The sequence below is a fragment of the Edaphobacter sp. genome (assembly GCF_035532915.1).
GTDB lineage: Bacteria > Acidobacteriota > Terriglobia > Terriglobales > Acidobacteriaceae > Edaphobacter.
Genome location: NZ_DATKQC010000268.1, coordinates 1 through 23,228 on the forward strand (window position 1 = coordinate 1; position 23,228 = coordinate 23,228).

General features: G+C 60.5%; 20 protein-coding genes and 1 pseudogene. 17 read left to right on the forward strand and 4 right to left on the reverse strand.

Annotated elements, in window-relative coordinates:
• Positions 1–628 precede the first annotated feature (628 nt).
• Genes fdhF through lepB form a run of 8 tightly spaced genes read left to right on the forward strand, consistent with a single transcriptional unit; the run spans position 629 to position 8,785 of the window.
• Complete coding sequence (gene fdhF, locus VMU57_RS12945; RefSeq protein WP_325384034.1) at positions 629–3,646, forward strand: formate dehydrogenase subunit alpha; 3,018 nt, start codon at positions 629–631, stop codon at positions 3,644–3,646.
• A gap of 24 nt (positions 3,647–3,670) precedes the next feature.
• Positions 3,671–4,132, forward strand: coding sequence for a DUF1641 domain-containing protein (locus VMU57_RS12950; RefSeq protein ID WP_325384036.1), 462 nt, complete (start codon positions 3,671–3,673; stop codon positions 4,130–4,132).
• Between the two features lie 42 nt (positions 4,133–4,174).
• On the forward strand, positions 4,175–4,399 hold the full coding sequence (locus VMU57_RS12955; RefSeq protein WP_325384038.1) for a hypothetical protein: 225 nt from the start codon (positions 4,175–4,177) through the stop codon (positions 4,397–4,399).
• 57 nt (positions 4,400–4,456) lie between these two features.
• Entirely contained in the window at positions 4,457–5,293 is an 837-nt protein-coding gene (gene kdsA, locus VMU57_RS12960; RefSeq protein WP_325384040.1) for a 3-deoxy-8-phosphooctulonate synthase, read from the forward strand.
• Positions 5,294–5,325: 32 nt separating this feature from the next.
• Complete coding sequence (locus VMU57_RS12965; protein WP_325384042.1) at positions 5,326–6,432, forward strand: XdhC family protein; 1,107 nt, start codon at positions 5,326–5,328, stop codon at positions 6,430–6,432.
• Between the two features lie 32 nt (positions 6,433–6,464).
• Positions 6,465–7,079: a nucleotidyltransferase family protein gene (locus VMU57_RS12970; RefSeq protein WP_325384044.1), complete on the forward strand. Its 615-nt coding sequence runs from the start codon at positions 6,465–6,467 to the stop codon at positions 7,077–7,079.
• Positions 7,080–7,106: 27 nt separating this feature from the next.
• The gene (rnc, locus tag VMU57_RS12975) at positions 7,107–7,952 is read left to right on the forward strand and encodes a ribonuclease III (RefSeq protein WP_325384046.1); all 846 of its coding nucleotides are present in this window, start codon (positions 7,107–7,109) and stop codon (positions 7,950–7,952) included.
• Between the two features lie 2 nt (positions 7,953–7,954).
• Positions 7,955–8,785, forward strand: a complete 831-nt coding sequence (gene lepB / locus VMU57_RS12980; protein ID WP_325384048.1) for a signal peptidase I — start codon at positions 7,955–7,957, stop codon at positions 8,783–8,785.
• Between the two features lie 3 nt (positions 8,786–8,788).
• On the opposite strand, the gene VMU57_RS12985 is transcribed toward lepB, so the two are convergent.
• Positions 8,789–9,514 carry a DUF5995 family protein gene (locus VMU57_RS12985; RefSeq protein WP_325384050.1) on the reverse strand — a complete coding sequence of 242 codons (726 nt, stop codon included), beginning with the start codon at positions 9,512–9,514 and terminating at the stop codon, positions 8,789–8,791.
• Positions 9,515–9,684: 170 nt separating this feature from the next.
• Between VMU57_RS12985 and VMU57_RS12990 the strand changes: the two genes are divergently transcribed.
• From VMU57_RS12990 to VMU57_RS13020, 7 genes are all read left to right on the forward strand, one after another.
• On the forward strand, positions 9,685–10,956 hold the full coding sequence (locus VMU57_RS12990; protein ID WP_325384052.1) for an alpha-amylase family glycosyl hydrolase: 1,272 nt from the start codon (positions 9,685–9,687) through the stop codon (positions 10,954–10,956).
• A 130-nt stretch (positions 10,957–11,086) separates the two neighbouring features.
• On the forward strand, positions 11,087–11,422 hold the full coding sequence (locus VMU57_RS12995; protein ID WP_325384054.1) for a hypothetical protein: 336 nt from the start codon (positions 11,087–11,089) through the stop codon (positions 11,420–11,422).
• A gap of 35 nt (positions 11,423–11,457) precedes the next feature.
• Complete coding sequence (locus tag VMU57_RS13000) at positions 11,458–12,438, forward strand: TIGR00730 family Rossman fold protein (RefSeq protein ID WP_325384056.1); 981 nt, start codon at positions 11,458–11,460, stop codon at positions 12,436–12,438.
• Positions 12,439–12,564: 126 nt separating this feature from the next.
• Positions 12,565–13,737 carry a hypothetical protein gene (locus VMU57_RS13005; protein WP_325384058.1) on the forward strand — a complete coding sequence of 391 codons (1,173 nt, stop codon included), beginning with the start codon at positions 12,565–12,567 and terminating at the stop codon, positions 13,735–13,737.
• A 17-nt stretch (positions 13,738–13,754) separates the two neighbouring features.
• Positions 13,755–14,969: a glycosyltransferase gene (locus tag VMU57_RS13010; protein WP_325384060.1), complete on the forward strand. Its 1,215-nt coding sequence runs from the start codon at positions 13,755–13,757 to the stop codon at positions 14,967–14,969.
• 50 nt (positions 14,970–15,019) lie between these two features.
• Positions 15,020–16,957, forward strand: coding sequence for an ABC-F family ATP-binding cassette domain-containing protein (locus tag VMU57_RS13015; protein WP_325384061.1), 1,938 nt, complete (start codon positions 15,020–15,022; stop codon positions 16,955–16,957).
• Between the two features lie 185 nt (positions 16,958–17,142).
• Positions 17,143–18,537 (forward strand): hypothetical protein, encoded by a 1,395-nt coding sequence (locus VMU57_RS13020; protein WP_325384063.1) that lies wholly within the window; start codon positions 17,143–17,145, stop codon positions 18,535–18,537.
• Positions 18,538–18,605: 68 nt separating this feature from the next.
• Here the strand turns inward: VMU57_RS13020 and VMU57_RS13025 are convergent, their stop codons facing one another.
• Together VMU57_RS13025 and VMU57_RS13030 are read right to left on the reverse strand one after the other, a co-directional pair.
• Positions 18,606–19,358, reverse strand: coding sequence for a metallophosphoesterase family protein (locus VMU57_RS13025; RefSeq protein ID WP_325384065.1), 753 nt, complete (start codon positions 19,356–19,358; stop codon positions 18,606–18,608).
• 70 nt (positions 19,359–19,428) lie between these two features.
• Positions 19,429–20,298, reverse strand: a complete 870-nt coding sequence (locus VMU57_RS13030; RefSeq protein WP_325384068.1) for an ABC transporter ATP-binding protein — start codon at positions 20,296–20,298, stop codon at positions 19,429–19,431.
• A 117-nt stretch (positions 20,299–20,415) separates the two neighbouring features.
• Between VMU57_RS13030 and VMU57_RS13035 the strand changes: the two genes are divergently transcribed.
• A complete protein-coding gene (locus tag VMU57_RS13035; protein ID WP_325384070.1) occupies positions 20,416–21,855 on the forward strand; it encodes a hypothetical protein in 1,440 nt (479 codons plus the stop codon).
• An 80-nt stretch (positions 21,856–21,935) separates the two neighbouring features.
• Positions 21,936–22,892 (forward strand): NAD-dependent epimerase/dehydratase family protein, encoded by a 957-nt coding sequence (locus tag VMU57_RS13040; RefSeq protein ID WP_325384072.1) that lies wholly within the window; start codon positions 21,936–21,938, stop codon positions 22,890–22,892.
• A gap of 79 nt (positions 22,893–22,971) precedes the next feature.
• On the opposite strand, the pseudogene VMU57_RS13045 reads toward VMU57_RS13040, so the two are convergent.
• Positions 22,972–23,228, reverse strand: a pseudogene (locus VMU57_RS13045) (fucose isomerase); the annotation flags it as partial.

Here is a 23,228-nt window from a genome sequence, read left to right on the forward strand (position 1 = left end):
GCAAGGATTACAGAGGGACTGAGAAGAGGGCAAGTTTCGCTATTGGAAAGAAACTAGCCATCGTAACGACAGCGCCGCAGCCTGCCGCTGAAGAGAGCAATCCACGCGTAGCTAACACAACTCAGAGCTCTGAACCCCAGCAGCAAGAGCCAGTGGTAGGCGGGGCTCGGATGGGCTCAAAGAACAAATGGAAGGCCCCCTCACCTAGAACTACAACGACGGAAAGCGTATGACCAGTAAGTGTCGAATTCTATAGTGCACCGAGAGCGTGAAGAGATGCTCGGAGAGCGCATGCAGGAGATGTGCGTGGTCGTCGAGATGCAGGGCGAAGACTTCCGCCAGAAGGTGAAGCGCGCCAGCTTCGCCTAAGAACCTATTTAAACGGAAGGCTTAACGCCGATTTGCACTGTGACCCTAATTTAAGAACAGGCAAGGGCAAAGACCAGGGCAGAAATACAGGGGTCTCTCCACTCCGCCACGCGATAAAACCGCGCGGCTCCGGTCGAGACGACGTTGGTTCAGAGTTTGCAGACAAGTATTAACAAAACCAGCCACCTCGCGTAAGTTCGCATCGTTCCCGATAAAACGCCTACTATGCTGCTACGCATCAGAAGCCAAAGAGGGCGCGATGAAACAGTTGCTTAACACTCCTGCCGACAACACCCCGAACACAGAACTGATCATCGACGGACAGCCCGTTCCTGTTCGCTCCGGTGAACTTCTCATCGAAGTCCTCAATCTGTATGCCGCAACCCGCAACCGAAAGCCGGTGCCTCAGGTCTGCTATCTGCCGCAGATGGGGCCTATTGAAACGTGCGATACCTGCATGGTGAAGGTCAATGGAGAATTGGTGCGCGCCTGTGGCACCCGGGCAACCACCGGGATGGTCGTCGAAACCGCAGGCGAGGCTGTTGATATCGCGCAGCGCGAGGCCTTCGACCGCATCCTGCAGAACCACATGCTCTACTGCACGGTCTGCGACAACAACAATCAGAACTGCACTATTCACAACACGACGGCGCAGCTTGACGTAAAGCACCAGTCGCGGCCCTTCACCCACAAGCCCTATCCGCAGGACCACTCGAATCCGTTCTATCGCTACGATCCCGACCAGTGCATCCTCTGCGGCCGGTGCGTCGAGTCCTGTCAGAGCGTTCAGGTCAACGAGACGCTTTCGATCAACTGGGAGAGCGATCATCCTCGCGTTCTATGGGATGGCGGCGAAAAGATCGATGGATCGTCGTGCGTCTCCTGCGGTCACTGCGTCACCGTCTGCCCCTGCAATGCCCTCATGGAAAAATCCATGCTTGGCCATGCAGGCTATCTCACCAACCTGCCCGTCAAAGTTCTCGACGACATGATCGATGTGGTGAAGGCGATTGAGCCGCCCATTGGTTACGGCCCCATCCTTGCGCTCTCGGAGATCGAGGCGGAGATGCGCCACGCTCGCGTCAAACGGACCAAGACCGTCTGTACTTACTGCGCCGTCGGCTGTTCTTTCGAGGTTTGGACTCGCGACCGCCACATCCTCAAGATTGAGCCGACGCACGGCCCTGCTAACGGTATCTCCACCTGCATCAAGGGCAAATTTGCATGGGGCCACATCAACTCCGACGACCGGATTACCAAGCCTCTGCTCCGCGACGGCGACAGCTTCCGCGAGATCCCCTGGGACGAGGCGCTCGACATCATTGAGAAGAAGTTCAAACAAGTAAAAGAAGACCATGGCCCCGATGCCCTCGCCTTCATCGCCTCCTCGAAGTGCACCAACGAGGAGAGCTACCTGATGCAGAAGCTCGCTCGTGCCGTGGTCGGCACAAATAACGTCGACAACTGCGCGCGCTACTGCCAGAACCCCGCCACGATGGGCCTGCAGCGCACCGTCGGCTATGGCGGCGACTCTGGTTCGATCGCCGATATTGAGAAGGCGGGCCTCGTCGTCATCGTCGGCGCCAACCCGGCGGAGAACCACCCCGTTCTCGCCACCCGCATCAAGCGCTCGCACAAGTTTCGCAACCAACGGCTGATCGTTGCCGATCTGCGCAAGCACGAGATGGCCGAGCGGGCCGATATCTTTATTCGCCCAAAGCCCTCTACCGACGCGGTCTGGATGAATGGCGTGGCTCGCTACATCCTCGACCACAAGCTGCACAAGCCGGAGTTCATCGATCAGTGGGTCAATCACTTCGACGAGTACGCCAAATCGCTGGAGCCCTACACGCTCGAATACACCGAGCGCATCACAGGCATTCCGCAGGACACGATCATCACCGTCGCCAATGAGATTGCTGCAGCCGATGGGGTCTGCATTCTCTTCGCGATGGGCGTGACGCAACACTGTGGCGGGTCGGATACTGCAACCACTCTTTCCAACCTGCTGCTGCTCACCGGAAACTATATGCGTCCTGGTGCTGGGGCTTATCCTCTACGCGGCCACAATAATGTTCAGGGGGCCAGCGATTTTGGCTCGATGCCGAATGTCTTCTCCGGCTACCAGAAAGTAGACGACGAGGCCGTAAGGGCGAAGTTTGCAGCGGACTGGGGTGTTACTCTTCCCGTCACCACAGGGAAAGACAATCATCAGATGATCGACGCCATTCTCGAGGGCAGCCTCAAGGTGCTTTACATCAAGGGCGAGGACACGATTACCTCCGACTCCAACGCCAACTATGTGGCCAGCGCGCTTTCGAAGCTGGAGTTCTTCGTTGTGCAGGACATCAATTTTTCCGAGACCTGCCGCTACGCCGACCTTGTTCTTCCCGCTGCGGCTTCGCTTGAAAAAGAAGGAACGTTTACCAGCACCGAGCGCCGCATCCAGCGCCTCTATAAGGCGCTCGAGCCGCTAGGCGAATCGAAGGCGGACTGGGAGATCATTCAGCTCATCGCCAATCGCCTGGGCGGCAACTGGAAGTACAAACATCCCTCCGATGTGATGGATGAGGTTGCCCGCCTCTCCCCGATGTTTGCCGGTGTCACTTATGAGCGCCTTGAAGGCTTCAAGAGCCTGCAGTGGCCGGTCGACAAAGATGGCAAAGACTCGCCGCTTCTTTTTACCGAGAAGTTTCCCTTCCCCGACGGCAAGGCCCGCTTCTTCCCGGTCCAATATATTGAGCCTTGCGAAGAATCCAGCGACGTCTTCGACCTTCACCTCAACAACGGCCGCCTGCTCGAACACTTCGAGCAGGGCAGCATGACGTACCGCACCCCCGGCATCAAGGAGATCACGCCCAACAGCTTCGTCGAGGTCTCCCCCGAGCTTGCCGCGGAGCGCGGCATCACCAGCGGCCGCTATGTTCAGATCGCCTCCCCGCACGGCAAGGTGCGGGTGCAGGTGCTCGTCTCCAACCGCGTCGAGGGCAAGCAGCTCTACATGTCGCTCAACTCGATCACGGAGCCGGTCAACAAACTTACCGGCAGCTTCACCGACCGCCAGACGCACACGCCTGCGTTCAAGGAGACCGCCGTCAGCATGACCGTTCTGCCGGAACAGGGCGAGAACCCATTGCCGCGCCGCAACTTCCGCTACGGCACTCGCACGCCGCAGAGTGGCGTGGAGGTCGAACGCAAGTGGGCGCGCGCAGACTATCGCCTTCCAGGAACCTCGCCCTCTGACAAGCTGGTCCAGATCAAATCCACCACGGTATAACGACTCAACCCGAGGAGTCTCTTCATGGCCAATCCGATCATCTTCAAGCCGCTTCCCGTCGATCCGCACCTCGAACTCGAGCGCCGCCTCAATGCCGCTCCCCGCGAACATGCCGAGGCCCTGCTGGTCGTCTACGACATCCTGCAGGCTGCCCACGATAATGGCCTGCTCGACACGGCTCACGGGTTGGTCAGTGCTCGCGACACCATCTTCGGCAAGCTCGCCGAGTACGCCAAAACTGCAGAGGGCGAAGCCGGCATTCGCAACCTGCTGGCAGTGGCCAAAATCTTTGCAGCGCTTGATTCCGAGACTCTCGACGAGCTAGCGAGGTCGATTGCCGATGCGTCGCGGCAGCACAAGCGGGAGCAGAAGCCTCCCAGCCTGTGGCAGCTCTTCAAGAGCACCAGCAGCGAAGATGGCCGTCGTGGCTTGTTCTTCCTTACGCTGTTGCTGTCTGGCCTCGGCAAATCGCTCAAGAGGCAATAACAAACGGCGCAAGCTGGTGCAGGCGTCGTATCATGAAGACGTATGGCATTTTCGATTAAAGTTTGTGTCGTCTGCAAGGAAGAGTTTGAGCTGAAGCCCGATAAGCCGGGCTTTGCTAATCGCTGCCCGGAGTGCAGTATGCCCGAAGAGTCCAATGACTCCAGCACAAAGCAGCGCATGGACGCCGACGAGCGCAAGTCCGCAGCGGAAGCGAACGAGGCTCGCAGGCAGGCAATGCGCAACCTCCTCTACCGCAAGGACAGCTAGAGGACGCGGTAAAGGCTGGAAACGTGCTGAGGTTGTCGGATGTGATGAAATAACCCTGTGAACACTCCATTCGATATTGCCAGCGTTCCTGTAGGTCACGGCCAGCTATTTCTCATCTCCGGCCCCTGTGTCATCGAGTCCGAAGCCCATGTCCGCAAGATGGCCGACTCCATTCAGCGCATCGCCTCCGGCCTCGGCGTCCCCTATATCTTCAAGGCCAGCTACGACAAGGCCAATCGCACCTCGATTAAGAGCTTTCGCGGCCCCGGCCTGACGGAAGGCTGCCGTATTCTGCGTGCCGTCGCCAAGGACACTGGCCTGCCGGTGCTCACCGACGTTCACACGCCGCAGGACTGCAGGGCGGTGAGCGAAGCTCTGGGCGACGTTGAGGCTGTGTTGCAAATTCCTGCTTTTCTATGCCGCCAGACTGACCTGCTGATCGCTGCCGCTGAGACGGGCCGCGCCATCAATGTGAAGAAGGGCCAGTTCGTCGCACCGTGGGACATGCGCCATGCCGTCGAAAAGGTGCGCGAGAGCGGCAACCAGCGCGTCTTTCTTACCGAGCGCGGGGCCAGCTTCGGATATAACAACCTCGTCGTCGACATGCGCTCGCTACCTGCCATGCGCGCTTTTGCTCCGGTCGTCTTCGACGGGACGCACTCGGTCCAGACTCCTTCTGCGGGGAATGGTGTTTCAGGGGGACAGCCGGAGTTTATTCCCGTGCTCACACGCGCCGCAGTTGCCGCGGGGATCGATGGCGTCTTTCTTGAGGTGCATGACAACCCCGCCGAAGCAAAATCTGACGGAGCCAATGCCCTGCATCTGAATAAGCTGAAGGCTGTTCTCGAACAGCTCCTGGCGGTGCACCGGGCCGTAAGCTCAACCCAGATCTAGATGGCGAATGGGAAAAGGATTAGGCTTTTGCTATGAGGGAACGGCGGCAGATCGTTCGGCTTTGGCGGCAGAGTGAGGCCGCCGTCCTGGTGACGCTGATTAAGGTCGCGGGGTCTAGCTATCGGCAGGCAGGAGCGCGGTTGCTGCTCGATGCCAGGGGCGAGTATGCAGGAACCATCAGCGGAGGTTGCCTTGAGACGGAGCTGACCCGCAAGGCGGCCTGGATGGTGCGCGATGGGGCGGCGGTGGAGCGCTACTCGACGATGTTCGATGACACGGCAGAGATTCCGTTTGGGTTGGGATGCGGGGGCGTCGTCGATCTGCTGGTTGAACCTGCGGGAAGCCCGGAGTGCCTGGCGCTGATGGAGGCGATGGAAGATTCGCTGCGAGGCACTGAGGCTACCGTGGTGACGTGGCTGCCGGGTGAGGGGAAGGGGCTGCGGCGGGTGGTGCTGGGCCCGGATGGGTCGGTGGTGTTTGCGAGTGCGGCGTTGAGTGAGGCGAAGATCGATTGCGCAAAGGGACTGCTGCCGGAGGGAGACAACGAGGGGCGGTTTGTGGAGGAGCTGCGCGCTCCGCAGCGCCTGTTTGTGCTGGGAGCAGGAGACGACGCCAAGCCGCTGGTGAGCATGGCTGCACTGCTGGGCTGGAGCGTGATTGTGGCGGATGGAAGGGCGCAGCTGGCGCGGGCGGAGCGGTTTGCCGAGGCGGAGCGGGTGGTGGCGTTGGGTTCGGATGGGGCTGCGGGGTTAGGGATCAGGAGGAGGGACGCGGCGGTTTTGATGACGCACAGTTATGAGCAGGACCGCGAGATTCTGGCGTCGCTGTTGCCGATGGCTCCGGGGTACATGGGGCTGCTGGGAGCCCGGCACCGCAGCAGCCTGCTGGTGAGCGAGGCCGCGGCGATGATCGGATGGACGGTGGAGGAGTGTTGCGCGTTGATCCACGCGCCTGTGGGCCTCGATCTGGGAGGGGATGGGCCGGAGGCGATAGCGCTGGCGGTGATCGCGGAGGTGCAGGCATGCTGCCAGGGGAAGGCTGGGGTTTCGCGGCGGCTTACGGCGGAGAGCGTGGCCCGGCAGATTGAACTGGGTGGAGCTTCACGGTATCTGCAGGTACAGTGCGCGATGGAGCAGTAACGTCCGGGGATGACAATCTGGCAGAGGTGAGTATGGACGGTTCAGCGGGCATTGCGGCGGTGGTGCTGGCTGCGGGAGCTTCGCGGCGGCTGGGGTCGCCGAAGCAGCTGGCGATGCTGGACGACGAGACGCTGTTGGAGAGAGCGGTGCGGTTGGCGCACGAGGCGGGCTGCTCGCCGGTGATTGTGGTGCTGGGCGCGGAGTACGAGAGAGTGCTGGCAGAGTGCAGGCTGGGCGATGCCGTGCCGGTTATGAACGACAGCTGGGAAGAGGGGATGGGGTGGTCGATTCGGCTGGGGGTGCGGGCCTGTGAGGCTGCCGATGGGGTGGTGGTGATGACGTGCGATCAGCCTGCGGTGACAGTCGGACACCTGCAAGCGCTGATGCGTGGGCCGGACGTGAAAGCTTCGAGCTATGCAGGCAGAAAGGGAGTTCCGGCGTTCTTCCCTAAGAGATATTTCGACGAGTTGATGGCGTTGAGCGGGGACATGGGAGCTCGCAACCTGCTGCGGCCTGCCGAGGCGGTGGAGTTGGAGGGTGGGGAGTTGGATGTGGATGCGGCGGGGGACCTGGATCGAGCACGGGAGTTGTTCGGCGACCGCCCGCTATCCAAACGCCGGAAAATGAGGCTTCAGCCCCTGGGGTAAAGTAGAAACAGGGGTTGCACGAACGACATGACGACGCGCCGCAAAAAGACTGTACGGCCACTCGCAGGTCCGGTGGTGTCGACCCTGTTCGACCACAATTTTCGGCAGCCCGACCTGTTGACCTGGGCCCTCACCCACCGTTCTCTCTCCTACGAGACCAATCCTGAGACCTCGCCCGATCCCCGATCGGACAACGAGCAGTTGGAGTTCCTCGGCGACGCCGTCCTTGGCCTCGCCGTGGCCGAATCCCTCTTCCTCCGCTTTCCCGGCTCCCGCGAGGGCGAGCTTACCCGCCTCCGTGCCTCGCTCGTCAGCCGCCGCCATCTCGGCGAGGTGGCCGCCCGCATCGACCTCGGCGATCTCCTCCGCCTCGGCCGCGGCGAAGAGCAGAGCGGCGGCCGCCAGAAACCCGCTCTGCTCGCCAACGCCATCGAAGCCGTCATTGCCGCCCTCTATCTCGACGGTGGCCTCGATGCGGCACGAGCCTTCATCGACAAACACATCATCGAGCCCGCTCTCCCCGACCTCAACCTCGCGCTCAAGGCCGGCGACACCTTCAGCGGAGCCATCGGCGACCACAAATCCGCCCTGCAGGAGTACCTGCAGGCCACCGGCGCAGGTCAGCCTCAGTACGTCCTCACCGCCCAAAGCGGCCCCGACCACCAAAAACGCTTCCGCGTCGAAGTTCGCATCGAAGATAGTGAGGGTGTCTCTATCGCCCTCGCCGAATCAGAGGGAACCACCAAGAAACAGGCCCAGCAAGAGGCCGCCCGCATCGCCTTTGAACGCCTCCTCTCCGAAAAACGCTCTATCCAGGACGACACCGCGAGAGGTTCAGGCAAGGATTCAAGCAAGGATGGCTTCGAGGTATAGAAGTGACTCAACCAGCCATCGACTCCAACCCGCCATCCCACCCCGACGCTGCCCTCCACGGCGCTCCGGTGTCCGGTCACCAACATCATCACAGCAAAGAGGGCATTCTCCCCGCCATCCAGTCGCTGCTCGCCATCATGGTGACCGCGATCTTCATCATTACCTTCATCATCCAGCCCTTCCGCATCCCCTCCGGCTCCATGGAGCCAACCCTGCTCGTCGGCGATTTCCTTCTGGTCAATAAGCAGGTCACGACCCCCGGTGCCTCCGGCTGGATCTTCCCTGCGCCGCGCATCCATCGCGGGGAGGTCGTCGTCTTCCACTTTCCCGTCAATCCCACCATGCACCTGGTCAAGCGCGTCATCGGCCTTCCCGGCGATCGCATCAAGCTGCGGGACGGCCGTGTCTACATCGACGACCAGCCTCTCACCGAACCCTACGCGGTCTACCGCCCCAGCGCTCCCGATGGCTACCGCGACAACTTCCCCCGCCTGCTAAGCACCGAGCCCGACGTCGATTCCCGCTGGTGGATCAAGATGCATACCCTGATCCACGACGGCGAGCTCACCATCCCTCCCGGCAGCTACTTCGTTCTCGGCGACAATCGCAACGACAGCGAGGACAGCCGCTACTGGGGCTTAGTCCCTCGTGCCGCCATCGTCGGCGAGCCTCTCCTCATCTACTTCTCGCTGCAGCAGCCGGAGGCCAGCGACGACACAATCGCTGTGGCGCGTTCGTCCAATGCTCTGGCGCTGCACCGGCACCGCTCCAGCGCCCTGGATGCCCTGGCCGACTTCGCCCGCTGGGACCGAACCTTGCAGATCGTCAAATAGCCCTCAAACACAGCGCAAGATGGCCCGCCCCGCCACTCCCGTCATCTGGTCCTGCGCCGCCAGCACAACCGTCAAAGCAGCTCCACTCAGATCTCTCAAAGAATTACTGAAATCCCAGGCAAGGTCGCGTGCCTTGCAGATATTCCAGAAGGCCAGCACACGCCCGATCTTTCCCGTGTCCTGCGCGGCCAGCCCTAGAATTCCCACTGCCAGCATCTGCAGCGCGGCAGGCATCACGTTGTTCAGCAGGTCATTCACTGCCTCGTAGTCCACATGCTGCGGACTTCCATCATTCGGTACCAAACTCATCTCGCGGTCGGTCTCGAGTAACGCCAGCGCCAGATCGTGGTTAATGTGCGCATTCATCCCCGCCAGCGCAAAAAGAATGCGGTCGATCCCCGGCTGGTGGCGAGCCTCCATCAACGCACACCACGAACTGGGCGTATTGCCCGAGCCATCCAGAAACCCGGCGACCGCCCTAAAGTAAAACCCGGCAAACACCACATCCAGCCGCAACAGCCAATCCGTATCCTCCCAACCACCAGGAGGAGGGCTGAAGTCGACGTCCTTCGTCACCATCATGTACAGCCGGTTGAACCACTTCAGCCCGTCCTCGTCAGCCAGTAGATCGTCGATCTGTTGCATGGTGCGCAATACGTCGTCGATCATTCCCGGCTGAGCACCGCTCACAATCGCATACAAAGGCTGGTCAGCAGCGGCAACACTCACAGGCACCTCCCGGTTCTCGTTCTGGTTTACGCCAAAAGTATAGCCACACCAAACGACGGTGTTGAGACATAAAATCCGCGGCGAGCGAGCCATTTCCCGTAAAGCTCCGTCTCTCCTCTGTCGCGAAACTTTTGTAGCAGGCGAATCACTCGCGGTAGCATCTCTCTAACATGCCGATTACCCGAACCAAAGCTCTTCTGGCCCTCTGCCTTGCCTGCATCGTCACTCTTTCCGCCTCCACGCCCGCATGCGCGCAGATGCTCGCCCGTCCCGGCTGGGCCGGTTTCGGCCAAAGGTCCGAGGTATGGTGGAAGCACTCGATTATCTACGAGATCGATCCTCACAGCTTCAGCTCCGAGGGTCTGCACGGCATCGCCGAGCGCCTCAACTACATCCACTCCCTCGGCGCCGACGCCATCCTGCTTACCCATATCGCGCCCGACGCGACCCATCCCCAATCGCTCGATCCTGCCCTCGGCACCCTCGACGACCTCGATAACCTGAGCCGCGAGGCCAGCACGCGCAACATGCGCATCCTGCTCGACTTAGGCACACCGCCCGCAGGCACCGACCTCAACAGCCTCGCCCGCCTCTGGCTCAACCGCGGCCTCGCCGGCTTCCGCATCGCCGACCCTCAGCAGGCCGACCAGCTCCGCAAGATCACCGGTTCCTACATCGGCGAGCGCATCGTCATCGGCGACCTCGACCCCTCCAACAGCCACCAGCAGCCTCAGCTCCTGCTCGATCCCAGCCTCACCGAACTCAATCAATTCAACGCGGCTGCCCTGCGCCCCGCCGTTGAAGCCATTCTCTCCAACTCAGGCTCGCTTCTTCTCGCTACGGACGGCCCGGACATTCCCCGCAGCGCCGCCCGCTTCGGTGATCCCCAGCACGGTCTCGATCAGGGCAAAGTTCTCGCCGCCCTTCTGCTCACCAACCGCGCCTCCTCGCTGATCTACTTCGGCCAGGAGATCGGTCTCGCCGCGCCCACCATGCAGTGGGGAACGCCAATCGTTCCAACCCCCGCGCATGCCCGCCGTCCTCTGCACCCGGCTCCTGCCAACGATCCCGTCAGCGTGGCCGCGCAGGACGCCAACCCCGCCTCGCTCTTAAGTTGGTATCGCCAGCTCAGCGCTCTCCACCACAGCAACCAGACGCTCGAATCAGCGCCTGCCACCGTCTTCGATCACGACGCCCAAAACGTCCTCGCCTGGGTGCGCAAGCCGTCAGACGCCTCGCTCAGGAATCCAGCAGTGGTGGTGGTCTGCAATCTTTCTGCGCAGCCGGCGCACCTCTCGCTCAAGGACGACATGCAGAAGATCCATCTGAAGGGTAATTTTCTGCGCACCCTGCTCCGCTCCGACAACGGCATGGGCCCCATGAGTCTCGATTCGATGACGATCCCGCCTTACACCGTCTATATCGGCCAGCTTCGGTATTAAAAAAAGAGCAGATTGTTTGGTACTAAAAAAGGAGCAGATTGTTTAAAAACTGTACCCTTGCGGCTACCGCTGATGCCGCTCGAAAGAGACAACAGAGGGCCGCTCTGCTACTGTCGAATGTGGGAGTTTGATGTCTGGAGATCAACAACTTTTTCCGAGTTCTGAACCGCCCGTAAGTTCCACCACAGAGGCCAACGGCGAAGCAGTCAGAAGATCTGCACCCATTTGGCTGCAACGGCTGTCGCTGTTCGTGCTGGTGCTGTTCTGCGTCTACCTCGGCGTGCTGGTCATGCTGCTGCCCTGGTGGACACGGATATGGGACCACAACTTGTTCATTCAGGCGCATCCGCCGCTTTCCGCCATCCTGCACAATGGAGCCGTTCGCGGCGTCATCTCCGGCATTGGCCTGCTCGACATCTGGATCGGCATCTCCGAGGCAGTTCACTACCGCGACTATCGTGGGTAAAGAAAAAATAGTAAAGGCTGGACAACAATAGACCCATGGAAACTCCGAAGGAACTGGAACAAGCACCGCTCGCCTACGAAAACAGCGATTTTCTGAACTCGCCCGATGGTCGTATGCTGCGCATCATCGCTGAATACCAGGAGCCCATGGCTCGCTTCCGCCGCGAGCGCATCCAGGACACAGTCGTCTTCTTCGGCTCCGCCCGCTTTCGCGCTCTCGACGTGGCCAACTCCGCACTGGAGCTGCTGGAGAACACAGGTTCCGTCCAGCCCGCGCCGGAACATGAACAACCCGCCCGCCCCGACGAGATCGAGCGCGGAGAAGCCAGCGCCCTGAAGCTTCGGCTCGCCGAAGCAGCCGTGGAGATGGCCGCCTACTACGAAGACGCCCGCAAGCTGGCAGGCCTCATTGCAGGTTGGGCAAAGACGTTGCCCGGGCCTCGTCATCGCTTCGTGGTGACCTCAGGTGGCGGCCCCGGAATCATGGAAGCAGCCAACCGCGGTGCCTATGAGGCGGGCTGCAAGACCATTGGGCTGAACATTAAGCTTCCCTTCGAGCAGCATCCGAACCCGTATATCACCCCGGCCCTCAACTTCGACTTCCACTACTTCTTCATGCGCAAGTACTGGTTCGCCTATCTGGCCAAGGCGCTGGTGGTCTTCCCCGGCGGCTTCGGGACGCTCGACGAGATGTTCGAGCTGCTGACCCTGGCTCAGACTAAAAAGATGGCGAAGAAGATCACGATCGTGGTCTATGGCTCGAAGTACTGGAAGAGCGTCATCAACCTGGATACGTTCGCCGAGAAGGGAGCAATCGCAGTCTCCGACCTCGAGCTGTTCCAGTTCGCGGACACGCCCGAGGAGGCCTTCGCCATCCTGAAGCAGGGCCTGACCGAAAACCACCTCGAATCGGCCTACGAGCGAGAGCAGAGGTTGCGCGAGCACCAACAGGTTCCCAGCGAACCGGCCCCCAACGCGCAGGAGATGCTGGGCCCGGACATCACCAAAACAAGATAGTAGCCCGTGTAACCTCTCTAGTTACTGAGTTTACAAAAATTGAAGCTCCATTCTCGGTGCAGTCACGACTGCGTCACATAGCGCCTCCATACTTCCTGACAGGAAGCCTTAAATAGGAGGTAGCCGATGAGCCAGTCGAGTATCTCGTACCTTTGGCGGGAGCCCGAAGCAGCGAAGAGCTTCACCACCGGCGTGTCCCTGCACAGCCATACCAATCAGTCGCAGGAGACGCTGGACTTTATCGCCGAGCTCTCAAAGAACTGGGGCATCCTTCAACCTCTGATGCGCTGGTGCGAAGATCGCTGCAATCGCCTCACTGGAATCCAGCCGGATTACGCTCGCAGCTACTGGACTCCGCCGCTGACGCCCAGCCTCGCCTTTGATCTCGAGCGCAGCCAGATCGAGGATCGCCTGCAGATGCCGGGTCTGGTCTCGCTCACCGACCACGACGACATCCAGGCGCCGATGCTGCTACGGTCCGTGCCATCCTCGCGCCACATACCAGTGTCCGTGGAGTGGACGGTGCCCTTTGGGAAGACGGCCTTCCACCTCGGCATCCACAACCTGCCCAGTGCCACGGGAGCCCAGTGGATGGAGAGGCTGAAGGCCTTCACGGCGACCCCGGTGGAGGCGCGCAAACCCAGCCTGTTGAAAGAGATGCTGGCCGAGCTCGACGAACTGCCGGGAGTGCTGATCGTCTTCAACCATCCCGTCTGGGACCTCTATCGCATCGGCAACGAGCGCCATAACGTTCTGGTCAATGAGTTTCTCGCGGTCAACGGACAGTACATCCATGCGCTCGAGCTGAACGGCCTTCGCGACTGGAAGGAGAACCGCGAGGTATCGGAGCTGGCCCAAAAGTGGAACCAGCTGGTCATCAGCGGCGGCGACCGCCACGGCATCGAGCCCAACGCGAACATCAACCTGACCCGCGCTGCCAGCTTTACCGAGTTCGTCCACGAGGTAAGGCGCGAGCGGCAGAGCCATGTGCTCTTCATGCCCCAGTATGCGGAGCCATGGAAGCACAGAATCCTGCAATCGACGCTGGATGCGATTCGCGATTACCCGCACTTTCCCGAGGGCTCCCGCCGCTGGGACCAGCGCGTCTATCACCCGGACAGCCGGGGCGTGATGCAGCCTCTCTCCGAGCTTTGGATGACGGGACACGCTCCCTTGTACCTTCGCAGCGTACTGAGCGCGGTACGGCTGCTGGGCGCGGCACCGCTCTCCGGCGGCTTGCGGATGGCATGGAACGATGCGGGAGAGATGCGCGCCGCTCTGGCGAAGCTCGACGCCTGAGGGGTAGGCTGAGAGCGATGCGTGTGCCGCGTGTTGCCTACTTTCCCGATTCGTTCCACGAGGTCAATGGAGTCGCGCATACCAGCCGCAACTTCGTGGCGTTCGCGGAGCGGCGAAATCTTCCATTCCTCTGCGTGCGCGCAGGCGGCAGAACTCAGGCCTTCGAGCAGGCAGGAGAGCTGCGGACACTCGAATTGGGCAGAGGCTGGGCGTCGGTCGGGATCGAGAAAGACCTCGCGTTCGATGCGCTTTTCTGGCGTCATGCCAGTGCGATTCGCCGCGAGCTGGAGCGCTTTCAGCCCGATGTGATTCACATTACCGGGCCGAGCGAACTGGGCATTCTGGGCGCTTACTTCGCATGGAAGCTCAATATTCCCCTCGCTGCGTCGTGGCATACCAATGTGCACGAGTACGCCGGGCGGCGCATGAACTGGCTGACGCAATACCTGTCGGAGAAACAAGGGCTCGCAACAGAGCGAAGCATTGAGGCTGGTGCGCTTCATGTGACGTCGCGCTTCTACCGCCTGGCGAAGATATTGTTCGCGCCCAACGACGAGCTTTGCAAGCTGCTGGAGAAGGCGACAGGAAGACCGTGCCATCTGATGCAAAGGGGGGTTGATACCAACCTATTTTCCCCGTCGCGTAGAACTCGTGCGAAGAACGATGGCAGCTTTGTCATGGGCTATATTGGGCGCTTGTCCATCGAGAAAAATGTTGCTTTGCTGATACGAGTGGAACGCGAGTTGGCCGCGATGGGGCTTGATGGGATTCGCTTCGTAATTGTTGGGCATGGCAGCGAAGAGGCATCGCTCCGGGCGGCATTGACACGGGCTGACTTTGCCGGAGTGTTGCGCGGCGCGGAACTGGCGGGAGCGTATGCCGATATGGACGTACTGGTCTTTCCTTCGCACACCGACACCTTTGGCAACGTCGTGCTGGAGGCGCTGGCCAGCGGCGTACCGGCGGTTGTAACCGGCGACGGCGGCCCGAAGTTCATCGTTCGCGAGGGAGAGACGGGATTTATCGCCGCAGACGAAGCCTTTCCGTCTGCCATCGCCCGTCTGGTGCGGGACCGGTCCCTGCTGCAGGCCATGCGCCGCAACGCCCGAAGATACGCCCTCGGATGCAGTTGGGACGCCGTCTTCGAGAAGGTGTACGCGGGCTATCTGACGGCGCTGCCGTCCGCCGGATTCGTTGCACCGAATGCAGTGGAAGCAGCGCGGACAACCTGATTTGGCGAGCATCGCAGCGTCTTGTGCGTTCAATGCGAAAATAGAAATAGATGCTCCAACTTTCTGCTGCCGGTAAACGATTCGGCCCCAAACTCCTCTTTGAAGACGCCAACTGGCTGATTACGCCGGATGAACGCACTGGCCTGGTGGGCGGCAACGGCACCGGCAAATCGACGCTGCTGAAGATTCTGGCCGGGGTGGAGTCGCTTGACTACGGCACGCTCACCCGGGTCAAAGGCATGACGCTCGGCTATCTGCCGCAGGATGGCCTCGCACTGCGCGGCAAGACCGTCTTTGCCGAATGCCTCTCCGTCTTCGACCATCTCCACGCGATGGAAGCGGAGTCGACGGCGCTCACGCATACGCTCTCCGAAGCCGACCCCAAGTCAAAGGAATATGCCGCCGCTGCCGATCGCTACTCCGACATCGCCGATCATCTGCATGTGCACGACATCTACACGCTCGACTCGCAGGTGGGCGCGGTTCTGGGCGGCCTTGGCTTCACCAAGGAAGACTGGGAGCGCAAGACCGAGGAGTTCTCCGGGGGCTGGCAGATGCGCATCGCGCTGGCCAAGCTGCTGTTGCAGAAGCCTTCGCTATTGCTGCTGGACGAACCCACCAACCATCTCGACCTTGAGTCGCGCAACTGGCTGGAGAACTACCTCCACGACTATCCGAACGCGTTTATCCTCATCTCGCATGACCGCTACTTTCTCGACGTCACCGTCAACAAGACGGTCGAGCTCTGGAACAAGCGGATGCAGACCTACCACGGCAACTATGAGAAATACATCACGCAGAAGGAAGAGCGCCGTACCCAGTTGATGTCCGCGTTCAAAAATCAGCGCGACCGCATCGAGGCGCTCGAAGCCTTCATCAATCGCTTTCGCGCGCAGGCGACCAAGGCCAAGCAGGTGCAGTCGCGCATCAAGGAACTGGAGAAGATCGAGCGGATCGAGGTGCCGGAGGAAGAGGCGACCATCCACTTCACCATTCCGCAGCCTCCAGCCTCGGGAAGGACGGTGATCGACGTCTCTCACCTGAGCAAGCACTATGAGCCGAAGCACGTGCTTGAAGATGTGAGCTTTACCATCGACCGCGGCGACCGCATCGCGCTGGTCGGCGCGAACGGGGCGGGGAAGTCGACGTTGATCCGGATGCTGGCTGGCCTCGAGCCTCCGACCAGCGGAGAGATCAAGCTGGGCCACAATGTGCTGGCCGACTACTTCGCGCAGGACCAGTACAAGGTGCTCGACCCCAAGGCCAAGATGCTGGACGACATCGCCGGTATTGCGCCGAAGGTTCCCGTGGTGGAACTTCGCAGCCTGCTGGGCTGTTTCATGTTTTCGGGTGAGGACGTCTTCAAGCCGCTGGGCGTGCTCTCAGGCGGCGAGCGGAACCGTTACGCGATGGCGAAGATGCTGGTCTCGCCGGCCAACATGCTGCTGCTCGACGAGCCCACCAATCACCTCGACCTGCGCGCGAAGGACGTTCTGCTGGATGCGATTCGCAACTTTACCGGAACTGTGCTGTTTGTCTCGCACGATCGCTACTTCATCGATGGGCTGGCGACGCGCGTGTTCGAGGTAGAGGACAAGCGTGTCCACATCTACCCCGGCAACTACGAGGACTATCTCTGGCGCAAGCAGGGCGGCCCCGAAAAGGTGATCGCCTCGATCACAAAGCAGCCGGAGTCGGTGGCCGTGGTGGAGGCACCGAAGGCGGTTGAGGCTCCGCAGGCCGCAGTGAAGCGGTTGAACCCGATCAAGCTACGCCAGTTGGAAGACAAGCTGAAGTTTGCGGAAGAGGAGATTCCCCGGCTCGAAGGCGCGATTGCAGCGGCAGAGGAGAAGATGGGCGTGTTTACTTCGGCGGAAGAGTCGCAGCGCACAGCGGCGGAGCTGGAAGAGCTTCGGAGCGAGCGGGCGAAGCGGCTGGCGGAGTGGGAAGAGCTGGCGTTGATGCTTGAGGAGCAGAGCCTGGCTTAGCAGCATCATGGAACCATCTGGAGGTGCTAGTGCGAGACATATTGCTCAAGGGACTGTTCGTGGTGTTGGTGGGTAGCTCTGTCGCAACTGCCACGTTGTTGGGACAAGATCGCTTAGGCCAGGTTCACTTCCCAAACTCATGCAAACCAGAAGTGCAGGCTCGTTTTCTTGAAGGTGTTGCTCTATTGCAGTCCTTTGAATTCACAGAGGCAGAGCAAGCGTTTAGCCAGGTCGAGAAAGACGACCCTCAATGTGTCATCGCCGCCTGGGGGATGGCTCTTTCGAAGACGCAACGCAATGGCGCGAATGCGCCGCAGAAAGATTTAGCCGCAGGGTGGGCACAGCTTCAGCCGTGGCTTGCGATGAAAGCCGGGACGGACCGCGAACAGATGTACGTGAACGCGGTTCGCGCTCTGTATGAGGGATATGACAACACCTCTGCCGACGAGAGGGGGAAGAAGTATCACGCTCGAATGGAGGAGATTCGCCGCAAGCACCCCGACGATATTAATGCCAGCCTGTTCTACGCAATCGCGATAGCCGGTGGTTCAGGAAAAGAGGGTCTTGAGCATCGGAGAGAAGCACTCGCTATCCTGCTGCCTATTTTCAAGCAATATCCAGATAACCCCGGTGCTGCTCACTACATCATCCATGCAGGGGATACCCCAGAGCTTGCGCCGGAAGCTTTACCGGCAGCTCGCGAATATGCGAAGATCGCACCCGACTCTCCCCACGCGCTCCATATGCCGTCGCACATCTTCAATCGGCTTGGTTACTGGAAGGAGTCAATCAGCGCGAATCAGGCATCTGCCCGCGTGGCAGCAGAGTGGATAAAAACCGGACGCGACGGAATATTCGATGAACTCCATGCCCTCAACAACCTTGAATACGCCTACCTCCAGTTAGGCCAGAAGGAACAAGCTCGCGAGACGATGAAGAGGATTGCGGAGATTGCCGCCAGGCCCGGCGGCGATCCTTGGGTTTTGATCGAAGCCAAAATCTACTATGACGTGGATACGCATGACTGGAACGATGCGCTAACGATTCAACCGCCAGCAAATTCAAAGTTCACTGACAATTTTGAGATTTACTGGATTCAGACGATTGCCGCTGCGCGTCTGGAGCATCCAATCGAGGCCAGCGCATCGTTTGAGAAATTTAGCCGGTCTTTGTCCGAATGGAGAAAGTCGCAAGGGCCATCGTGGGACGCTGCCTGGGGATCAGTCTTTAAGATCGCTTCGACCGAGGCCGAATCATGGACGATGTTCTCCGAGGGAAAGCACGACGAGGCTATTACTCAGCTCAAAGATGCGGCTCAGTTTGAACGCGACCACCCCTTGTATTACGCGGACGTTTTACCCCGTCCCGTCAGCGAGATGTTAGGAGATATGTTGTTGCAGATGGGCAGATCGACAGAGGCATTAGCTGCATATCAGGCAGCTCTCGACGTTGCACCCGCCCGGCTCGATTCTCTTCTCGGAGCCAAAACAGCAGCAGCAAGGTCTGAGAACGTTCAATTATCAGAGAAATATGCAGCAAAGATTCGGAAAGAAGGCGGCCTGATCATTTCAAGACCGTGAAGCGATTACAAGCGTGTCGCATAACATGTCTCGTTTCATCAATTGCCTCTGTTCGTGCAGCAACCCTCTTAGCGGCCTTCGGTGAGGCGGGCGGCAAGCCTCTCTGGGAGTCCGGCCATCAGGATGCGGCCCTGCGAGGCGGTGATGTCGTAGGGAACCCGGTGGAAAGTGATGGCCTGCGCTTCGGAGTCGTAGATGGCGAAGGCAGCGCGCCAGTCGCAGTCGCGGGGCTGGCCCACGGAGCCGGGATTGATCAGATGACGAGTGCCGGGAGGGATGGGCATGGTCCACGAAGAGGCTTCGTTGATCCGCGGAAGCTGCGGGCGCAGCTCGTGCCAGTCGTGCCCTTTTTGCGAAAAACCACCCTGAATGTGAGTGTGGCCGAAGAAGGTGATACTGGTGGCCATCTGCTGCAGAGGCGCCCAGGCGTCGCGCATGTTGAGGATGTATTGATCTTCGTTGAGCGGGGAGCCGTGCGCGCAGGTGACTTCGGCCTGTTCGGGTTGGAGCGGGCCTTGCGGTAAACCTTTGAGCCAGTTCAGGTTGTCCGGCGTCAGCTGGTCATGGGTCCAGTGGGCGGCGGCGCGGGCGACGGGGTTGAAGCCGAGGGCCGAGGTAAGGCCGCAACAGACGCGGTCGTGGTTGCCGCGAACCGTGAGATGTGACTTTGGCCTAATCAAATCAATCACTTGATTTGGACTGGCTCCGTAGCCGACAACGTCGCCGAGGTTCCACAGAGCGTCGAAGTCCGATGCTACGTCGAGGACTGCATTCAGGGCTTCGAGATTCGCGTGGATGTCGGACAGTATAAGAGCGCGCATTTGCCGGGGTTGACCAGCTTTGTAGTTTAGCTCATTATCGTTTTACGGTCTTGCGGATTTTGTATATATCTCATTGCATTGCGTTTATAGGCGAAGCCAAAGGGCGGTTCTTGTCAGTCCTCATCGTGGGCGCGGCGGCGATCAGGCTGCGCGTATAAGGGTGTTGCGGATGGCGAAAGAGGGTCTCGGTGGGGGCCTGTTCGACGATCTGGCCATGCTGCATGACCGCCACCCGGTCGGCCACCTGGGAGACGACCGCCAGATCGTGAGAGATGAAGAGCATCGAAAGATTGTGGGTCTGCCGCAACTCTTTGAGCAGGTGAAGGATCTGTGCCTGAACGGTGACATCGAGCGCGGTCGTCGGCTCGTCGGCGATCAGCAGGTGGGGCCGGTTGATGAGGGCCATGGCGATGAGGATGCGCTGGCGCTGGCCGCCGGAGAACTGGTGGGGGTAGTCGCGGAGACGCTGCTCAGGGTCAGGCAGGCCGACTTCCTGCATGGCGTCCAGAACTTTTTGTTTGACGGCGCTGGCGGCGATCTCCGGATGGTGCGCCTGGAGCGCTTCGGCGATCTGTGCCCCGATGCGCATGGAAGGGTTCAGCGCGGTCATCGGCTCCTGAAAGATCATGGCGATGCTGCTGCCGCGATGGCGGCGCATGGCGGCTTCGGGGAGAGGGAGCAGCGGCTCCCCTGCGAACGCTATGTGGCCGGAGACCTGCGCGGACGGGGCAAGCAGTCGCAGGATCGCCAGCGAGGTGGCGGACTTGCCGGAGCCTGATTCGCCAACAAGGCCGAGGGTTTCGCCGGGGTTGATCTGAAAGGAGATGTCCCGTACGGCAGGTTGTTTGCCGAAGGCGATGCTGAGACTGCGAACGTCGAGCAGAGGCGCGGTGGACATTGCTTGTATGGTAGCTAGATTGACGTGGTTAAATGTGTCCATCACACAGTTTTTCCGTCAGATGGACAGTTTTTTAAAACAGGCGCTTTTGGATCATGGTTGGGCTAGGGCGGGGGACTTTGAGCAATGGGTGAACGTCTAACGAGACGAACGGGGCTTATGAAGAATCTGTGGCTTGGCGTGATGTTGAGCAGCATGGTTGCGGCGGTCCCGTCTGCGTGGGGGCAGATGCACAAGGTCGCCAAGCCGCAGCAGGTCGTGCGGGCGGTGGGGGTGTATGAGTGGACCGGAGATATGGCCAAGCCCACGGCCAGCCGGTTGATCCCTGTATCGCTCTACGTCAATGGAAGCCTGCAGGATGCCGGGGTATATATGTCGCAGCCGGTGCCGTTTGCGCTCGAGACGGGGAACGTCTACGAGCTGGAGAAGGCCGGAATCAGCGACGGCCAGATCGACCTTGAGTATGCACGTAAGCTGCAGACGGCAGACGGCGATGGCGGAGGTTGGTTTGGCTATGGGAGGTTCAAGGGGCTGGCTCCGGTGAAGAAAGCTCCAGCGCTGCATGCTTCCAAAACGTTGCCGGTGATTGTAGGCTCGAAGGACGATTCGCGGCCGCATTTTGGCAAGGCGGACGGAACGGCTGCTCCCGCCGGAACCAAGGATGGAGGCGCGGCGGCAAAGCCCGATGCCGGAAGTACGACGGCAGACGATTCCGACCGGCCTACGATGATTCGGCGAAAGGCCGATGCGGACACCGGTACAACGACGACGGCAAGTACGGCGAGCGCGAATGAAAATAATCCAGAGGACGACCCCGACCGTCCGACGTTGAAGCGGCGCACGCCTGCTGAGGCCAAGAAGGCTAAGGACGAGGCACAGAGCTCGGGAACGGGTGCGGTGGAGTCGTTGAACAACGATCCCGACCGACCGAACCTGCACTATGGTCGGCCAGCGGGCTCGCTGACCGAGACCGAGCTGCCGAAGCTGGTGGGGACGCCGCCGAATCTGCAGCAGATGGTTGCGGTGTCGGATGCGGTGGACCGCGATCCACATGACTTTTCGCGGCCATGGGCGGATGCGGCGGAGCGGGCGTCGGTGCTCGCGAAGATGGAAGCGATGGCGCAGGCGAAGCTGACGCAGTATGGCGGAGCGACCGCCCCTGCTGCTGTTCCGGCGGTTGCACCTAAAAAGATGGCGGTGCATGGCAGAGTGCGACACAAGGCGGCTGCCACACCCGCAACGCCGGTGGTGGTTTTTCTGGACGAGCAGTTGAAGGGCTATACGCTGAGCTACGGCGGCGCTGCAACGTACATCTTCATGGCGCACACGGCAGGCACGGGAGCGACGCTGCGGTATGTGACCGTGGTGGCACAGGCCGACGATTTGGGAGAGTTGAAGCCTGCCTTGCAGACCGTGACGGATGCCGCGCATCTGGACCGTACGCCCGAGATGAAGTTTGTCGATGTCGTCGATGCGGATGCCAGCAACCGGGCGAGCCTGCTGTTCGAACTGCGGGCGCAGAACTCGCGGCAGTTCGTCCTGTATCGTGTGATTGCGTCTGAGGCGCAGTTGATCTTTGCGGGCGGATCGATGCAGTAGCTTTTGTATCGAGCATCCTTTTTATCGCATGGTTTGAATTTCGCTGAAAGATTACCTGGCGTCAAAAAAGAGGAGAGCGAATGGGAAAGATTGCTTTGTTTGGAGCTGCAGGAGCCATCGGGCGGAGTATTGCCGATGCGCTTCGTGCGAAGGGTGAAGCGTATCGCGTCGTGGGCCGCAACCGGGAGCGGCTGGCAGAGACCTTTGGCTCCGACCCAAACGCGGAGATCGTCACCTGGGACCCGGCCGATGCGGCGTCGGTGCGTGCAGCGGCGCGAGGCGTGGATACGCTGATCTATCTGGTGGGGGTACCGTATCACCACTTCGAGCTGCATCCGGTAACGATGCGGCAGACACTGGACGGCGCGATCGCAGAGGGCGTGAAGCGGGTGGTGCTGATCGGCACGGTGTATCCGTATGGCGTGCCGGTGACGGAGAAGGTGAGCGAGGAACATCCGCGCAACCCGCCGACGTACAAAGGGAAGATGCGCAAGGAGCAGGAGGACATACTGCTTGCAGCACACGCCGCCGGAGAGATACAAGCGACCGTGCTGCGGCTTCCGGACTTCTATGGGCCGGGCGTGGAGAGCAGTTTTCTCGATGGCCTCTTCAAAGCCGTGGCGAATGGCAAGACGGCAGACATGGTGGGGCCGATCGACACACCGCATGAGTTTGTGTTCGTGCCCGACGTTGGCCCGGTGGTGCTGGCGCTGGCGGAGAAGCCCGAGGCCTATGGGCGCTGGTGGAACCTTGCCGGAGCGGGCGTGACCACGCAGCGGAAGATGGCGGAGCAGGCGTTCGCGCTGGGAGGGCGAAAGCCGAAGATTCGCGTGGTAGGAAAGTTGGGGCTGCGGTTGATTGGCTTGTTCCAGCCCCTGATGAAGGAGCTGGTGGAGATGCAGTATCTGCAGACGACGCCGGTGTTGATGGACGACAGTGCGCTGATGGGACTATTAGGGCACGTGCACAAGACCTCGTATGCCGAGGGCGTGCGGCTCAGTGTGGAAAGCTACCGAGCCGCCATTACGAAGGCATAGGCGCTATTGGCTAGCTGCGCGTGCGGCCAGTCGTCGGTCCAGTTGATGGTTGCGATCTGCATCCTTCGTGATTTTATTTTTATTTATGCCGATGCGTAGGCCAGCCGAGGTATTTGGTGGCGGCTTCGTGGATGGGGCCGGCGACGGTGGCGAAGTTGGCGGCGACGTGGTGTTCGAAGCCGTTCTCGCAGATGTAGCGCAGCAGCTGCTGCATGTTGGGGATCTCGACCACTCCCGCTCCGCCGAAGGTGTTGAGGGGGTCGTTGGTGAAGTTGCCCTCGCCGACGTAGCCCTTGATGGTGCCCTCGAAGTCGTCGGTGGAGAAGCGCGCAAAGC

Excerpts from the sequence above, each read along its gene's own strand:
- VMU57_RS12955 (WP_325384038.1), top strand. The coding sequence starts at position 4,175 with ATGGCATTTTCGATTAAAGTTTGTGTCGTCTGCAAGGAAGAGTTTGAG.
- VMU57_RS12965 (WP_325384042.1), top strand. The coding sequence starts at position 5,326 with ATGAGGGAACGGCGGCAGATCGTTCGGCTTTGGCGGCAGAGTGAGGCC.
- rnc (WP_325384046.1), top strand. The coding sequence starts at position 7,107 with ATGACGACGCGCCGCAAAAAGACTGTACGGCCACTCGCAGGTCCGGTG.
- VMU57_RS13015 (WP_325384061.1), top strand. The coding sequence starts at position 15,020 with ATGCTCCAACTTTCTGCTGCCGGTAAACGATTCGGCCCCAAACTCCTC.
- VMU57_RS12970 (WP_325384044.1), top strand. The coding sequence starts at position 6,465 with ATGGACGGTTCAGCGGGCATTGCGGCGGTGGTGCTGGCTGCGGGAGCT.
- VMU57_RS13000 (WP_325384056.1), top strand. The coding sequence starts at position 11,458 with ATGGAAACTCCGAAGGAACTGGAACAAGCACCGCTCGCCTACGAAAAC.
- VMU57_RS13005 (WP_325384058.1), top strand. The coding sequence starts at position 12,565 with ATGAGCCAGTCGAGTATCTCGTACCTTTGGCGGGAGCCCGAAGCAGCG.
- VMU57_RS13035 (WP_325384070.1), top strand. The coding sequence starts at position 20,416 with ATGAAGAATCTGTGGCTTGGCGTGATGTTGAGCAGCATGGTTGCGGCG.
- VMU57_RS13030 (WP_325384068.1), bottom strand. The coding sequence starts at position 20,298 with ATGGACACATTTAACCACGTCAATCTAGCTACCATACAAGCAATGTCC.
- VMU57_RS13010 (WP_325384060.1), top strand. The coding sequence starts at position 13,755 with ATGCGTGTGCCGCGTGTTGCCTACTTTCCCGATTCGTTCCACGAGGTC.
- VMU57_RS12990 (WP_325384052.1), top strand. The coding sequence starts at position 9,685 with ATGCCGATTACCCGAACCAAAGCTCTTCTGGCCCTCTGCCTTGCCTGC.
- VMU57_RS12995 (WP_325384054.1), top strand. The coding sequence starts at position 11,087 with ATGTCTGGAGATCAACAACTTTTTCCGAGTTCTGAACCGCCCGTAAGT.
- VMU57_RS13040 (WP_325384072.1), top strand. The coding sequence starts at position 21,936 with ATGGGAAAGATTGCTTTGTTTGGAGCTGCAGGAGCCATCGGGCGGAGT.
- VMU57_RS12950 (WP_325384036.1), top strand. The coding sequence starts at position 3,671 with ATGGCCAATCCGATCATCTTCAAGCCGCTTCCCGTCGATCCGCACCTC.
- VMU57_RS13025 (WP_325384065.1), bottom strand. The coding sequence starts at position 19,358 with ATGCGCGCTCTTATACTGTCCGACATCCACGCGAATCTCGAAGCCCTG.
- fdhF (WP_325384034.1), top strand. The coding sequence starts at position 629 with ATGAAACAGTTGCTTAACACTCCTGCCGACAACACCCCGAACACAGAA.